General features: G+C 41.4%; 14 protein-coding genes and 1 riboswitch. Of the genes, 10 read left to right on the top strand and 4 right to left on the bottom strand.

From position 1 onward, the window contains the following. Positions 1 to 35: 35 nt before the first annotated feature. The 3 genes from WFY05_RS20465 to WFY05_RS20455 form a co-directional block, all read right to left on the bottom strand. Entirely contained in the window at positions 36 to 308 is a 273-nt protein-coding gene (locus WFY05_RS20465) for an acylphosphatase (RefSeq protein ID WP_340114798.1), read from the bottom strand. Between the two features lie 82 nt (positions 309 to 390). After that, positions 391 to 1,050 (bottom strand): hypothetical protein, encoded by a 660-nt coding sequence (locus tag WFY05_RS20460; protein ID WP_340114797.1) that lies wholly within the window; start codon positions 1,048 to 1,050, stop codon positions 391 to 393. 1 nt (position 1,051) lies between these two features. Then, positions 1,052 to 1,411, bottom strand: a complete 360-nt coding sequence (locus tag WFY05_RS20455) for a hypothetical protein (RefSeq protein ID WP_340114796.1) — start codon at positions 1,409 to 1,411, stop codon at positions 1,052 to 1,054. 172 nt (positions 1,412 to 1,583) lie between these two features. On the opposite strand from WFY05_RS20455, the gene WFY05_RS20450 reads away from it, so the two are divergent. After that, positions 1,584 to 1,823: a hypothetical protein gene (locus WFY05_RS20450; protein WP_340114795.1), complete on the top strand. Its 240-nt coding sequence runs from the start codon at positions 1,584 to 1,586 to the stop codon at positions 1,821 to 1,823. Positions 1,824 to 1,909: 86 nt separating this feature from the next. On the opposite strand, the gene WFY05_RS20445 is transcribed toward WFY05_RS20450, so the two are convergent. Continuing rightward, complete coding sequence (locus tag WFY05_RS20445; RefSeq protein WP_340114794.1) at positions 1,910 to 2,908, bottom strand: FAD:protein FMN transferase; 999 nt, start codon at positions 2,906 to 2,908, stop codon at positions 1,910 to 1,912. Between the two features lie 243 nt (positions 2,909 to 3,151). On the opposite strand from WFY05_RS20445, the gene WFY05_RS20440 reads away from it, so the two are divergent. From WFY05_RS20440 to WFY05_RS20400, 9 genes are all read left to right on the top strand, one after another. Next, complete coding sequence (locus WFY05_RS20440; protein ID WP_340114793.1) at positions 3,152 to 4,981, top strand: sodium:solute symporter family protein; 1,830 nt, start codon at positions 3,152 to 3,154, stop codon at positions 4,979 to 4,981. A gap of 8 nt (positions 4,982 to 4,989) precedes the next feature. Continuing rightward, complete coding sequence (locus tag WFY05_RS20435) at positions 4,990 to 6,177, top strand: glycoside hydrolase family 130 protein (protein WP_340114792.1); 1,188 nt, start codon at positions 4,990 to 4,992, stop codon at positions 6,175 to 6,177. 276 nt (positions 6,178 to 6,453) lie between these two features. Continuing rightward, complete coding sequence (locus tag WFY05_RS20430) at positions 6,454 to 7,461, top strand: Gfo/Idh/MocA family protein (protein ID WP_340114791.1); 1,008 nt, start codon at positions 6,454 to 6,456, stop codon at positions 7,459 to 7,461. A 79-nt stretch (positions 7,462 to 7,540) separates the two neighbouring features. After that, entirely contained in the window at positions 7,541 to 8,416 is an 876-nt protein-coding gene (locus WFY05_RS20425; RefSeq protein ID WP_340114790.1) for a helix-turn-helix domain-containing protein, read from the top strand. Between the two features lie 242 nt (positions 8,417 to 8,658). Then, the gene (locus tag WFY05_RS20420; protein ID WP_340114789.1) at positions 8,659 to 9,789 is read left to right on the top strand and encodes a ScyD/ScyE family protein; all 1,131 of its coding nucleotides are present in this window, start codon (positions 8,659 to 8,661) and stop codon (positions 9,787 to 9,789) included. Positions 9,790 to 9,893: 104 nt separating this feature from the next. Continuing rightward, positions 9,894 to 10,547 carry a hypothetical protein gene (locus WFY05_RS20415; protein ID WP_340114788.1) on the top strand — a complete coding sequence of 218 codons (654 nt, stop codon included), beginning with the start codon at positions 9,894 to 9,896 and terminating at the stop codon, positions 10,545 to 10,547. Between the two features lie 13 nt (positions 10,548 to 10,560). Further along, entirely contained in the window at positions 10,561 to 11,958 is a 1,398-nt protein-coding gene (locus WFY05_RS20410) for an FAD-binding oxidoreductase (protein ID WP_340114787.1), read from the top strand. A gap of 563 nt (positions 11,959 to 12,521) precedes the next feature. Beyond that, positions 12,522 to 12,709: riboswitch (cobalamin riboswitch) on the top strand. Between the two features lie 75 nt (positions 12,710 to 12,784). Beyond that, entirely contained in the window at positions 12,785 to 13,600 is an 816-nt protein-coding gene (locus tag WFY05_RS20405) for an ABC transporter substrate-binding protein (RefSeq protein ID WP_340114786.1), read from the top strand. Between the two features lie 24 nt (positions 13,601 to 13,624). Next, entirely contained in the window at positions 13,625 to 14,635 is a 1,011-nt protein-coding gene (locus tag WFY05_RS20400) for a FecCD family ABC transporter permease (protein ID WP_340114785.1), read from the top strand.

The following is a 14,635-nucleotide window of genomic DNA, read 5'->3' as shown; positions in this document are numbered from 1 at the left end:
ATGCCAGTACGATATTTATACGAAAGAAATAAAGTTTAATACTTCACTTTGAAATCGGGAAAATTGCTTGTAACCGGCATTTCAGCAACAGCTACTTTGGATACCCGCGAAGGGGGAGGACCGATGCGCAGGTAATCCACAAAAGTATCCAGCACGGCTTTTTCACCTTGAACCATAACCTGAACACCACCGGCCGGAGTATTTTTTACCCAGCCGCAAAGGTCGAGCATGGCCGCCTGTTTTTGTGTAAAATAACGAAAGCCAACTCCCTGCACTCGTCCGCTGATATTTATTTCGTATTGGATCATTGGAAAGCTTCTAAAAGCAAAAGTTAAAGCTAAAACGAATTGTTTGAATTTTTAACAGGAAAAATACAATCAAATTAATTCTCTACTTTTTTACAATGGTAAGATTCTTGAAATTTCCGTCTGAACCATTACCTACCCAAAAACCAACTTTGCCTTTTTGAAAAGTGCTTTTCATCGTTACGTTCAACGATGGTTCTTTCGCATCTTCAACAAAAACTTTCACATTTGGCCAGCTAACTTCTATTTTAGCATGGAACCAATCATTTGGGTCGGGGATCGGCGTGACCGGATTTTCAAATTGTTCTGGGAAATCGGATCGAAGTTTAAACCATGTGAATTCAGGGTGACTAATGTACTGGACGGAATGCCCTGCACGCTCCGGTTTTTTAAAATTAAATGGTCTGAAATAGGTCGCATTAAAAATGTTTTCATCCTGAATATGAAAAGCAATACCAAGAAAACTGCGTTGCAATACATCTTTCCCTTTTATATCAGCCTCTATCGTTCCGTTTTCAAATTCCAGGTTTTGATAAACGACCAATCCGTCACCTTCATTCGCATTTACTACGATGCTTTCTATTTTACCCAACTCCTTCATTACCGATACTATCTCCCGGTTGTAGACCACCCATTCATTATTGTCATCCGATCCGGGAAGGTCGGGCTGAATAGTCTGGGCAAACAGGTTAGTAGTAAGTAGTAATAGTGAACCGGTTAAAACAAGTAGTTGCGCCGTTCTCATTTTATTCGTTTTTAAAGAATTCAACGGTTTCGTTTTGCGAAAGTGCCCAAATGGAATATACACCAACGGCAGTTCCGATCGGGAAATTGATCAGTTCGAGCACCGAAATAATGAGCGTTAAGATCCGTGCCCATTCTTTTCGTTTAAAGAGTCCAATTCCGGCAATGATCGATGGCAGACTCAAGATGGTGCAAATCACGATCATGACGTTTGCGACAATGGTTAAAACAACGCGTGCATCGGGATCGCCACTAAAATCGCCAACAAAATGAAGGACGGCAAAAATGATTCCTACAATGATGAGTCGTAAAATGCTCAATCCAATTTGCAGGGAAGCTACAATGTTGATGTGTTTTTCCATGATGAACTGTTTTTTGTTTGTGATTTGAAATTACGAAAAGTTACGGGCTTTCTCCAAAGTTTTAGATCAACCACAACAAATCATCGATAAATTAGTTATTCTCTTAGGGATTAATTGATTGAAAAATATAATTTTGCAGCGTTAAAGGAGGGAGGAGATTTAAATGGAAATTTTGAAAGTGATATTATTGGCCGTTGCACTGGTAGCTATCGGAATTTTTGGGATGGCTGTACGCATTGTATTTCTGAAAGGTGGAAAATTTGTGAACACTCACGTTGGTGGAAACAAACACCTAAAACGCCAGAAGGTACATTGTGCACAAACACAGGACAAGATAGAACAACGCAACGCCTGGCGTGAGGTACAATTTAAGAATGCAACTTTTGCACAAAATATGAAGGCCGGTAAGTAACCGGCTTTTTTCATTTACAAAATTGACAAACTGTTAATTTGTAAAACTGATTTTCTGCGGACTACGACTGATCATTGAACACTTTCCTACTTCATAAGATACTTTTTGAATCCTTCCGACATATAAACCTGGTTATCACCGTTTTCGTCGGCAAAAATGAAATAGATCTCCATATCCGGGATTTTCTCCGCAATTTGTATCCCCTTATCTTTTCCCAGTACCATAAATGATGTGGCAAAAGCATCGGCGGTCATACAATCGTCGGCCAGAACTGTAGCGCTGAGCAGGCTGTGCTGCACCGGGTAACCCGATTTTGGATCGATGGTATGGGCATATTTTTTTCCATTTTCTTCGTAAAAATTAAGGTAATTGCCCGAAGTTGCCAGCGCATGATCGGGCAGCATTACGGCGGCATTTAAGTCGGTACTAAATGGATCTTCATTAGGTTCGCGAATACCAATAGTCCAAACTTTGCCTTTATCGTTTTTGCCTTTGGCCACTACTTCTCCGCCAATATCGATCATATAATTTTCACAGCCTTTCTTTGCGAGAAATTCACCGATCAAATCGCAGGTGTAGCCTTTGGCAATAGCACTCATGTTCAGTTGCATGGCCGGGTTCTCTTTAACGATTTTTCCATCCTGCAATTTCACCTTTGTATAACCGGTAAAGGTCTGGAGTGAATCTACTATTTCAGGTGTCATTTTTTTTCGGTCTTCAGGTCCGAATCCCCAGGCATTGATCAGCGGACCAGCAGTTATATCAAACGCTCCGTTCGTAAGCATCGAGATCTCTTCAGCCCGGGAAAAACATTTTGTGAATTCCGACTCCGGCACCACATCAATGTTGTGGTTTATTTTTGTAATGGTTGCTTCTTTTTCGTAGTGCGAGAAAATGAGGGTGTAACGTCGGAATTCGTCATCGATTTCATTTTGAAGGTCTTTCCCATCCGGACTTTGGTACTTGATGTTGTAGTACGTTCCGTAAACCGATCCGTTATTGGCCATGTATTTTGGTTTATGGGGATTGCAGGAGCTAAAAATAATTAACACCGCAATTATACTGAACAGGAAATACTGCTTCATTTGTTTAATAATTTTAGGCGAAATTATAAAAAACAGACCAGAACACGTTTTCAACCTTTACTTTTAATGAAATCAAATGCAAAAGCAGAAATGTTGGAACGCCAAATATGTTATTGTAAAAAATACATAAAAGCTGTGTTTTGTTGTTTCTGTTCAATGTTTTCTGTAATATTACGTCCGTAAAGTTCGGGGAATAAAACTCTCCGGATGAATTGCTAAATCATAACGACAAATCAACGATCTATGAAACTAAATCTGATAGACATTCTTATCATTTTTGCCTATTTGATTGCTACGGTTGTAATTGGACTGGTTCTCAAAAAAGTAGCACAAAAAAGTAAATCGAATTATTTATTGGGAGGGAACAAACTGCCATGGTACATGCTTGGCCTGTCGAATGCCTCCGGGATGTTTGATATTTCTGGTACCATGTGGCTGGTTACTTTGCTGTTTGTTTACGGGCTGAAAAGTATATGGATTCCCTGGCTGTGGCCGGTGTTCAACCAGATATTTTTAATGGTTTTCTTGAGTATCTGGTTACGCCGTTCGAATGTTACTACCGGTGCCGAGTGGATCAACACGCGTTTTGGCCGTTCGCGCGACAGTAATCTTTCTCACGGTGTAGTGGTTGTTTTTGCACTTATTATGTGTCTTGGTTATCTGGCTTATGGTTTTATCGGTCTCGGGAAATTCGTTATGATTTTTATTCCCTGGGACATTGTGGCACCTTTTATCCCTTTTAATGTACCGCTCCAATATGTTCCGCACATTTATGGAATTGCGTTTACCTTATTTGCCGTGTTTTATGCCGTTTTAGGCGGGATGACCAGTATTGTTTGGGCCGATGTGCTGCAATACATTATCATGACCATTTCTGCCATTTTAATTGGTGTTCTGGCCATGAAAGCGCTGGCGGTTGAGACGCTGAATGTCCCTGAAGGTTGGGCATCGCCGTTTTTTGGCTGGAAACTGCACGATTTGAACTGGACCGGAATTATTGACGAAGTAAATGCAAAAATTGCCAGCGACGGATATTCGCTCTTTTCCATCTTTTTTATGATGATGGTTTTTAAAGGTGTTCTGGTTTCTTTGGCAGGACCTGCGCCAACCTACGATATGCAAAAAATTCTTTCGACCAAGTCGCCCAAAGAAGCCGCAAAAATGAGTGGTTTTGTGTCGGTAGTGTTAATGCCGATCCGTTATTTTATGATTGCCGGTTTTGCGGTTTTGGCCATCCTTTATTACGATGAGTTAAATCTGCTGGTAGCTGGTCAGATCGATTTCGAACAAATTTTGCCGTCGGCCATTGCCGAGTTTGTCCCTCTAGGTTTTATGGGGCTGTTGCTTGCCGGATTGCTTGCCGCCTTTAACTCCACTTTTGCCGGAACCTTAAATGCCGCCCAGGCCTACATTGTGAACGACATTTATTTGCGCTATATAAAACCTGAAGCCGATAACCGTCAGCTTAAAAACATGAACTACCTCACCGGAATTCTGGTGGTGATCGTCAGCATAATATTTGGTGTTTTTGCCCAGGATGTGAACAGCGTACTACAGTGGATCGTGTCGGCACTTTATGGTAGCTATGTAGTATCGAATGTGCTGAAATGGTACTGGTGGCGTTTTAACGGTTACGGGTATTTCTGGGGAATGGTTTTCGGTTTGATACCGGCGCTGATCTTTCCATACGTTTTCTCCGAAACACTCGACTTGTATTACTTCCCTTGGTTATTACTTATTTCAGCGGCAGGTGCAATAGTGGGAACCATGCTGTCGAAGCCAACCGATGAAGAAACACTCAAGGAATTCTATAGAACAGTAAATCCCTGGGGATTCTGGGGGCCGATCCGTGATAAAGTATTGGCTGAAGATCCTGATTTTGTTCCCAATAAAATGTTTAAACGCGACATGTTCAATGTGTTGATCGGAACCATAGCACAAACGGCACTGGTTGCATTGCCCATTTATGTGGTTTTACAGGACGCACTTCCAATCTGGATCACTATTGGAATTACACTCGTTTGTTTATTCATTCTGAAAAAAACATGGTGGGATAAATTACCCGAAAAATAGCAGCAGACATGAAACCAACTCTGGAACAATTTGAAGAACGTCTTGCTCAGTTGAAAAAGGAGCATGAAAAATTGATCGGTAAAACGAATAAAAAAGTTACCAAAGCATACAACGGTATTTATTACCGTTACAAACGTCCGATTTTAACGGGTGATCATGCGCCGTTGCATTGGCGTTACGATATGAATTTCGAGAGGAATCCGTATTTGATGCAACGCATTGGAGTGAACGCTGCTTTCAACAGCGGTGCCATTTTCCTGGATGGAAGGTATTTGCTGATGGTACGTACTGAAGGCTGGGACCGAAAATCGTTTTTTGCTGTGGCTGAAAGTCCGAATGGAATTGACAACTGGCGATTTTGGGAACGCCCGATAACGATGCCCGAAACCGAAGATCCCGAAACCAATGTTTATGATATGCGACTCACTCAGCACGAAGACGGCTGGATTTATGGCGTTTTCTGTTCCGAACGAAAAGATAAAACCGCGCCTGACGGAGATACCTCACAGGCAACAGCAAGCGGCGGTATTGCACGAACTAAAGACCTGTTGAACTGGGAGCGTTTACCAGATTTTATTTCGCATCACGGACAACAACGAAACCTGGTTTTGCACCCCGAGTTTGTGGATGGAAAATATGCATTTTACACCCGTCCGCAGGATGGCTTTATTGAAGTTGGCGGTGGCGGCGGAATCGGCTGGGCACTGGTCGATGACATTACAAATGCTGAGGCACCCCAAGAAACCATTATTGACGAGAAGGTGTACCACACTATTAAAGAACTCAAGAACGGTCAGGGGCCTGCACCCATTAAAACCGAAAAAGGTTGGTTGCACCTGGCACATGGTGTACGAGGTTGTGCAGCGGGTTTGCGTTATGTGCTCTTTATGTTTATGACCGATCTTGAAGATCCTTCGAAAGTTATCGCAAAACCCGGTGGCTATTTTATGGCACCCAAAGGGGAGGAGCGAATTGGCGATGTGTCGAACGTACTGTTCGCTAATGGTTGGATACGCAACGAAAACGACGAAGTATTTATTTATTATGGTTCGTCGGACACCCGGATGCACGTAGCAACGACAACAGTTAAGCAACTCATTGATTACTGCATGAACACGCCGGAAGACGGATTGCGTTCGGCCACAAGCGTTCAAACCATCAATCAACTGATCGATAAAAACGAAGGCTGGTATTAATGCTTCAAACTGTGATATAAATTCACATGAAGATTTATCTTTTTGCGCCGTACTTTAGTGCGACGATCGATGAAATAATATCATCAATTTTGATTTTTCTGAAATTTTATATCATACAGAATACAAAATTCCAGAAAAATCATTGATAGGCTGCTGCTTGTTATCGCCGCACTAAAGTACGGCACATACCTTTTCAAACTCAATCCTCCTCTTGATATCAAACTCACAATAAATTCTTTACCTTCACAGGAGAATAATATTTAATCGACATCAACAATGAAAAAATACAACTGGGCCGTCCTGGGCTGCGGGAAAATCGCCCACAAATTCATCAGCGATCTTAAATTATTGCCCAATGCAAAATTATATGCCGCGGCATCGCGCGATTTGCAACGAGCAAAGGATTTTGCCGGTGAATGGGGCTTTGAAAAAGCTTATGGCAGTTACGACGAGATGGTGAACGATCCGGAAGTAGACGTTGTTTACATAGCAACACCTCATTCGCACCATCACGAACACACTTTGCTTTGCCTTAACCATAAAAAAGCTGTTTTATGCGAGAAGGCTTTTTCGCTGAACGGGAAAGAGGTGGCGGAAATGATCGATACCGCAAAAGCCAACAACACTTTTCTTATGGAAGCTTTCTGGACCATGTTCCAGCCTAGTTTTCAGCAGGCAATGGAGATCCTGAAATCAGGCGAGTTGGGAAAACTAAAAATAGTCCGTTCCGATTTTGCCTTTAATGCTCCCTTTCTGGAAGACAAGCGATTGTACAATGTTGAACTTGGTGGCGGTTCGCTGCTCGATATTGGTATTTATCCGGTATTCGCTGCACTCACTTCGCTAGGTGTCCCCAAAACCGTAAAAACCTTTGCTGACTTTAGCCCTACCGGATCGGAAGAAAGCATCAATATCATCTTTAAATATGCCGATGGTTCTCTGGCCAACCTTACCTCGAGTTTTGCAGCACATTCGCCAACGCAAACCGAATATTTGTGTGAAAAAGGATACCTGATACTGAATCCGCGCTGGTTTACGCCAACCAACATAACTATTATGAAGGAAGGCGAGGAGCCCAAAACACTTCCGAAGCAACACCGTGAAGGATGGGGCTACCAGTACGAAGCTGAACATGTAATGGAATGCCTCGATCAGGCGCTGATCGAAAGCCCTAAAATGACCTGGAAACTCAGTCAGGATTTGATCGATCTGCTCGACCGAATCCGAATTGATGCCGGCATATTCTTTGGCGACCGCGATAAGAATATATTTTCTGAGTTTTAGACGATGACGTTGAAAATATAAATATTTGTTTGACTTAATCCATTTCATTAACTTTTTCTTTACTAAAGAATTTCTGTTAATGATTAATACTTATGAAGACATTAAAAACCATCCGGATGCTTTTAAGCAGTTATCTGTAAGGGATTTACTGTTTGTGCATTACCATTGTCCGCAGATAGAAAGATTTGAGCAGTTATACAATCATTACAACCAGTTTACATTTTCATTGAAAGGTGAACGTATTTTGCACCAGGGGGAAAAATCGTGGAAAGTTACGCCCCAAACTTCCTATTTTCAGCGCAAGACGGCTTATGTTCAGGAAGTTACCAATGCAGAAGGCTGGGAAGTACTGGTTTTTCATATCCCGGATGAGTTTCTCATACAGTTTGCAAATGAATTCATCGATAATTTGCGAATTGGAAACTTGCCGGAGTTACCCACCGATATGTTTATTAAAATTGAACTGAATGAAATAACACGGACTTATTTTTACAGCATGCTTCCGTATTTCACCCAAAAGACGCCGCCTTCGGAAAAATTGCTTGAATTGAAATTTAAGGAACTTCTTTTGGATATTCTGTCCAATCCTTCCAATAAACAATTGTTAGCATATATTCTTCATCTCAGCGACGATATAAAGACCACCATCTGGCAAGTCATGGAAAAGAATTACACCTACCATTTAACCTTAAAAGATTTTGCCCGGATTTCAAGTCGCAGTTTGGCTGCTTTTAAAAGAGATTTTATGGAATATTACCATACAACACCCGGTAAATGGCTAACCAATAAACGATTGGAGCATGCCGGGACTTTGTTAAAAAGCACAAAAAAAAGTATTTCTGAAATCGCATATGATTCCGGCTTCGAGAACAGCTCACACTTCAGCCGGATTTTTAAAGAAAAATTTGGTTTATCACCTCTTCAGTATCGAAAAGACCAGGCTGCCATCGTGTAATAAATTTTAAAAAAGACAATTTTATCCTCTGAGCACAAAAACTGAGCTTTTAAGAAAAACTCCATCGCTTACGATCTCTTAACTTTGTAAATATTATAGGCTGTATAAGATCTTCAGATTAAGGTTTATTAGCCTCAATTCTCAAAGTGAACAGTATTTACCCCGGTATAATTCCAAAGTAAAATAAAACTAATCCAGGATATTGATATTCTGGTATCTATAAATTTAAAAAGGAGGTTAAAATGAAAAACAAGAGTACTTTCTACTTTGTGAGCTTACTCCTTTTCCTGTCTTTTCTTATTTCGTGTAACAAAGATGAAGGTGTAATTGATAATCCTACACTTAAGAATGCTTCAGTACATGGAAAAATTCCAATTGACAAGAAAGGTAATGTAAATGTGACGGTTTCAACTTTTGCTGAACAAATTATGTACCCTCGCGGACTTAAATTCGGCCCTGACGGGTACCTTTATGTGGCCACTGCAGGTGTCGGCGGAAACAATTCTACCGAAAGTTTATGTGAGCAGGTTATTCCACCGGTAGGACCTTATTTGGGAGGAAATACTGCATCGATTCTAAAATTCTCTCCGCAAGGAGATGCTTCGGTTTTGGCCAGTGAATTGCCCTCGGATATCAATGGGTTGGGTTTTACAATGGGTATTGCTGATGTCGCATTTATCGGGAACCAACTGTATGCTTTACTGGTTGCAGGTTGTTCGCACGGAAATCCAGACTATCCAAGTTCGGTTATTAAGGTAAATAATGACGGATCCTGGTCGGTAGTGGCCGATTTAAGTAGCTATTTGCTAACCAATCCTGTTGCATATCCTGAAGAAGAAGATTTCGAACCGGATGGATCTGCTTACGGTATGGTTAATTTACGAGGAGATTTTTATGTTATTGAGGCAAACCACGGAGAAATGCTTAAAGTATCGACTGATGGAGAGGTCTCCCGGTTAATTGATTTTTCTGCTTATTATGGACATATTGTTCCTACCGCAATTGCGTATCACGGGAATTTTTATGTTGGTAATTTGAGAACCTTCCCCCTTGAAGAAGGTAGCTCAAATATTTATAAAGTAACGCCGGATGGTGTTCCAAAAATATGGGCAACCGGATTTACAGGAATTTTGGGAGTTGCATTTGATGCTCAAAACAGAATGTATGTTCTTGAAACTTCGGCAGTAGATAACGGTCCGGTACCCGGAACGGGCAGAGTTGTTCGTGTAAACAATGACGATTCGAGAGACGTAATTGTTGACCATCTTCTTTTCCCGACAGGAATGACTTTCGGTCCTGATGGAGCACTTTATATTTCAAATGCTGGTTTTGGACCGCCAACCGGAGAGATTCTTAAGGTGGAGCTTAACTGATAGAAAAAGATTTTAGTGGCCCATCTGCACACTTGAAAATTCACGGGAAGATAAGCTCAACCCGTGAATTTAATTTCCGATAATATAACACCGGTAAATTTTTGATGGAAAAAGCGTATAAGAATACAGGATATTTTATGTTGCTTCTGATACCTGCAGTACTTGCAGGATTCTATGTAACATATTTCAGTCATTTATCTGATTTTAGTGAAGGTTTCACAGCACTGACAAATGGTAAGATTACTATATTTCATCATCTTCATGCTACATTGGCCACACTTTGGATCCTGCTCCTGGTGGCACAGCCGCTTTTAATCCGTTACGGGAAATTTAAGATCCATAAAACGATAGGGAAAACGACCTACTTACTTTTTCCTTTATTGATTATTTCCTTTATTCTACTGATTTTAAATATATTAAAGTCTGCTAATCCAATTCGTGCATATGGCGTAATATCAAATACATTAATGTTAATACTCTTTTATTCATTTGCCGTTAATAATAAAAAATATACACCTATTCACATGCGTTACATGATTGCAACAGCATTTAGTTTTTTGGGACCACCAATTGGAAGGTTTGGAGTATTTATAATGGGGATGCAGCCCAAGATAATTAATAACTCGGTATATATTATTGTCTATTTGATTTTAACAGGATTAATACTTCTTGACAAAAAGCACGGTAAGAATTTCAAACCTTTCATTTTAGTTTTCGCTGTGTGGGTAATTCGTCAAATTGTATATAATATAATTTAAGGAGGATATCATAATGGAACAAATAATAATAGATAAATTCAGGAAAAGTATCCACGGCCAGCTTATTCTGCCGGGTGATGAAGATTATGATGAAGTTCGAAAAGTGTGGAATGGAATGATAGATAAGCATCCTGCACTTATTGTTCGTTGTACTGATGAGGCAGATGTGATAGCGGCAGTTAATTTTGCCCGGACGCAGGAACTACTTGTGGCGGTGCGTGGAGGCGGGCATAATGTTGCTGGTTTTGGCACATGCGATGAAGGCATTGTAATTGATTTGTCTCCAATGAAAAAAATTGAAGTTGATACAGTGAACAGAACTGCTCGTGCCGAGCCCGGACTGACGTGGGGCGAATTTGACCAGGCAACGCAAGTACATAAGCTGGCAACAACAGGGGGCCTGGTGAGCACAACCGGAATTGCCGGTTTCACACTAGGTGGTGGTTTTGGATGGCTTGTACGAAAATATGGATTGGCCGTAGATAACCTGCTTTCAGTGAATATGGTTTTGGCAAACGGTCAAAAAATTAATGCCGGTCCTTCAGAGAATGCCGAACTTTTTTGGGGAGTGCGCGGTGGTGGTGGCAATTTTGGTGTCGTCACTTCATTTCGCTATCAACTTCACGATGTTGGTCACATGGTTTTTGGCGGAGCGTTTTTTTACACTGCTGAGAAAGCAATCGAGTTGCTAAGATTTTATCGTGATTGGACGCCTGAAATGTCCGACGAACTTACTACGATGGTCGCTTTTATTACTGCGCCTCCTGAGCCTTTTATTCCGAAAGAACTGGTTGGAACACCAATGATTGTATTGGCGCTCTGCTATACCGGACCTGTAAGCCAAGGCGAGGAGGTTATTGAGGCACTTCGGTCGGCAACAAAGCCGGATATAGAACACGTCGGACCGGTTCCTTATCTTGCACTTCAAACCATGTTCGATGACACAGCGCCCAACGGAATTCACTCTTACTGGAAAACCGAATACTTCGGGAATTTGAACGACGATACTATAAATGTGTTGGTTGAACAGGCCACTAAAATGAAAGAACTTTCGCATTTTTCAGCCGTACACCTGCACCATTGGGGAGGTGCGATCGATTGTGTTGATAAAAATAGAACTGCCTTTACAAATCGCAATGCACCCTACGTTTTAAATGTTATAGGGCAGTGGAATGATCCGGAAAGTGCAGACAAACATATTGCCTGGACTCGTAATTTCTCACGGGCAATGCAAGCATATTCAACCGGCCAAAAATACCTCAATTTTATGGGCGATGAAGACCGGTCGCGTGTAAAAGCGGCTTACGATCCTATAACTTATGAGCGCTTAGTCGCTCTGAAAAACAAATACGATCCTACCAATTTCTTTCGGCTCAACCAGAATATCGAGCTTACGGCAAATGGGGCATAATAATAGAAACATAATTACCCTTTAATTTTGAGAATACGTTTCTATTAGTTTTTCTGGTAAGGATAAATATGCAATCAGAAGTAAATCGAAAGCCCTAAAATGACCTGGAAACTCAGTCAGGATTTGATCGATCTGCTCGACCGGATCCGAATTGATGCCGGCATAAGCTTTGGTGGCCGCGATAAAAATATGTTTTTCTGATTCGACAAGCTGTGAAGCGGTTTTGAACGATTTCGACCTGGAATCAGCCTTCAGAGATAGGGGATTATTGTTCGGAGTTAAAGAATATCTATTAAGCAGCAAGGAATTATTATTAAGCGGTAAGGAATCATAGATGTTCTCTAAGGAATTGATATTTAGAGTTAGAGAATATCCATAAAGCAGCACGGAATTATCTTCCGGTTGCAAGGAATATTGAAATTTATAGGCTGATTTATTAGATTTCTCTGTATCCGGATCATAAAACAGAACGAATAATATTCTTGAAAAAAATTCTGAAACAATAAAACTGCTCTTAATCCGATTCAAAGCGCTTATCAAAATCCGTTCAGCCAAAGTTTTTTCTACCTTTGTCTTCGATTGGTGATGCGTAAGCATTAAGAGGGAATCCCGTTAAAGTCGGGAGCTGTACCCGCAGCTGTAAGCCTCCGCTATTTTGACTGCAACTTTCGCCACTTTTCGTCGACCGACGGAAGGGAAGGCAGCAGTTAACGAGGCAAGCCAGAAAACCTGCCGATCAGTTTAATTTTGATGAACGAACTCCGGGAATTGAGTTTCGGGAATCATTCCGATGATTCTGCACTTTCCGGATTTAATTTTAGTACGAATGAACACGAAAGGTGTCAAGGTTTTACTGCTTCTTTTATTGATAAACTGGAGTGCATTTGCTCAAAAAGTTCAGCGGGTGGTTTCGCTGGCTCCGTCAGTCACCGAGATCATTTACTTGATCGATGCGCAGGAGAAACTGGTGGGATGTACCAGCTACTGTCAGGTTGCCGACGAAGACACCGTAGCGGTAGTTGGAAATGCAGTAGAGGTAAACATCGAGGCTTTGTATGCTTTGCAGCCCGATATTGTTCTGGCTATGAAACTCACCAAACAGCAGGATGTTGCTGCCATGGAAAAACTGGGAATAAAAGTCGAGTTGATGGAATCGCCCCGAAATTTTGAGGAAATTTGCGGGCAAACACTCCACATTGCTAAAATCCTTGGGGAAACGGAAAAGGCGCACAAAGTGGTGTCTTTGGCTAAACAACGAGTTCACGAAATCAAACAACTTGCTCAAAAGCAGGAACACAATAAGATATTTTTTCAGCTGGGAGCCAATCCGGTTTTTTCGGTGCTCGATAATACTTTTATGAACGATTACATCACCATCTGCAATGGTGAAAATATTGCTGCCGGACTAACGAAGGGAACAATCACGCGCGAGAGTGTCTTGCTGAAAGATCCCGATGTAATTATTATTGCCACTATGGGAGGATTTGGCGAAGAGGAAATGAAGGTCTGGAAAAGTTATTCGGGAATTGAGGCCGTAAAAAATGAGAAGGTATTTTTGATTGATTCTGAAACCTCATGCAGTCCAACTCCTTCAAGTTTTGTGAGTGCGCTCGAAGATGTCTATAAGTTTATCAGTCAGTAAAACATTGCAGGTAAAATCCGATTCATGAGAAAACGAAACATAAAATGGTTGTTCTTTCTGCTCTCCCTGCTTTTATTGCTGGTTCTGTCAGTTGCGGTTTCTTTAACCAGTGGCGAAATTGACCTTAAAATTTCAGACCTAATGAATATTCTTGCTCAAAAAACCGGCGTTGAATATGCTGTTTTAACAAAGATCAGGATCCCGCGTTTGCTGCTGGCCATTGCTGTTGGCGGCGGGTTAAGTTTGTCGGGTGCTATATTGCAGGGCATTTACCGCAATCCATTGGTTGAACCCTATACTTTAGGAATTTCAGGAGGTGCTGCACTTGGCGTTTCAATAGCTATTGTTTTTGGATTGAATACCATTTCGTTTTTAGTATTGCCGCTTTTTGGTTTTGCAGGAGCTGTAGTTACACTCTTCCTGGTCTATTTTCTGAGCATCAAACGCGAGGGACTAAACATCAACAGCATGTTGCTGATCGGGGTAATGGTAAGTTTTGTTTCTTCGTCGGCCATGATGTTCCTGATGTCGACTACTACCACCGATAATGTGCAGAGCATTGTTTTTTGGGTGATGGGATCGTTGGATGAACCCAATGATGTGCTGATAAAAATTGCTTTGTACTCCTCGCTGTTCGGACTGGTTTTTACTTATTTTTTTGCGCAGCCTTTAAATGCATTGCGGCTGGGGCAGGCAAAAGCTAAGCACCTTGGAATTAACACAGGGCTCACCGTTCGATTGTTGTTTTTTCTGGCCTCGTTGTTAACAGGAATCGCTGTTGCTATAGCCGGAGTTATAGGATTTGTTGGTTTGGTCATTCCACATCTTATTCGCCTTTTAGCAGGTAACGATTATCGCGTTTTACTTGGCGGTTCATTTCTTGGAGGAGCAATTTTCCTGGTACTTAGCGATACAGTGGCCCGTACCATTATTTCGCCCAATGAGTTACCAATTGGCGTGATTACCGGACTGATCGGTGGAGTCGTGTTTATTGTAATTCTGAGTCGTTCGCGTTCTAATTTTAAACTGAATTGA

This window comes from Maribellus mangrovi, from assembly GCF_037646455.1.
GTDB lineage: Bacteria > Bacteroidota > Bacteroidia > Bacteroidales > Prolixibacteraceae > Draconibacterium > Draconibacterium mangrovi_A.
This window is presented reverse-complemented; position numbering and strand designations above follow the sequence as displayed.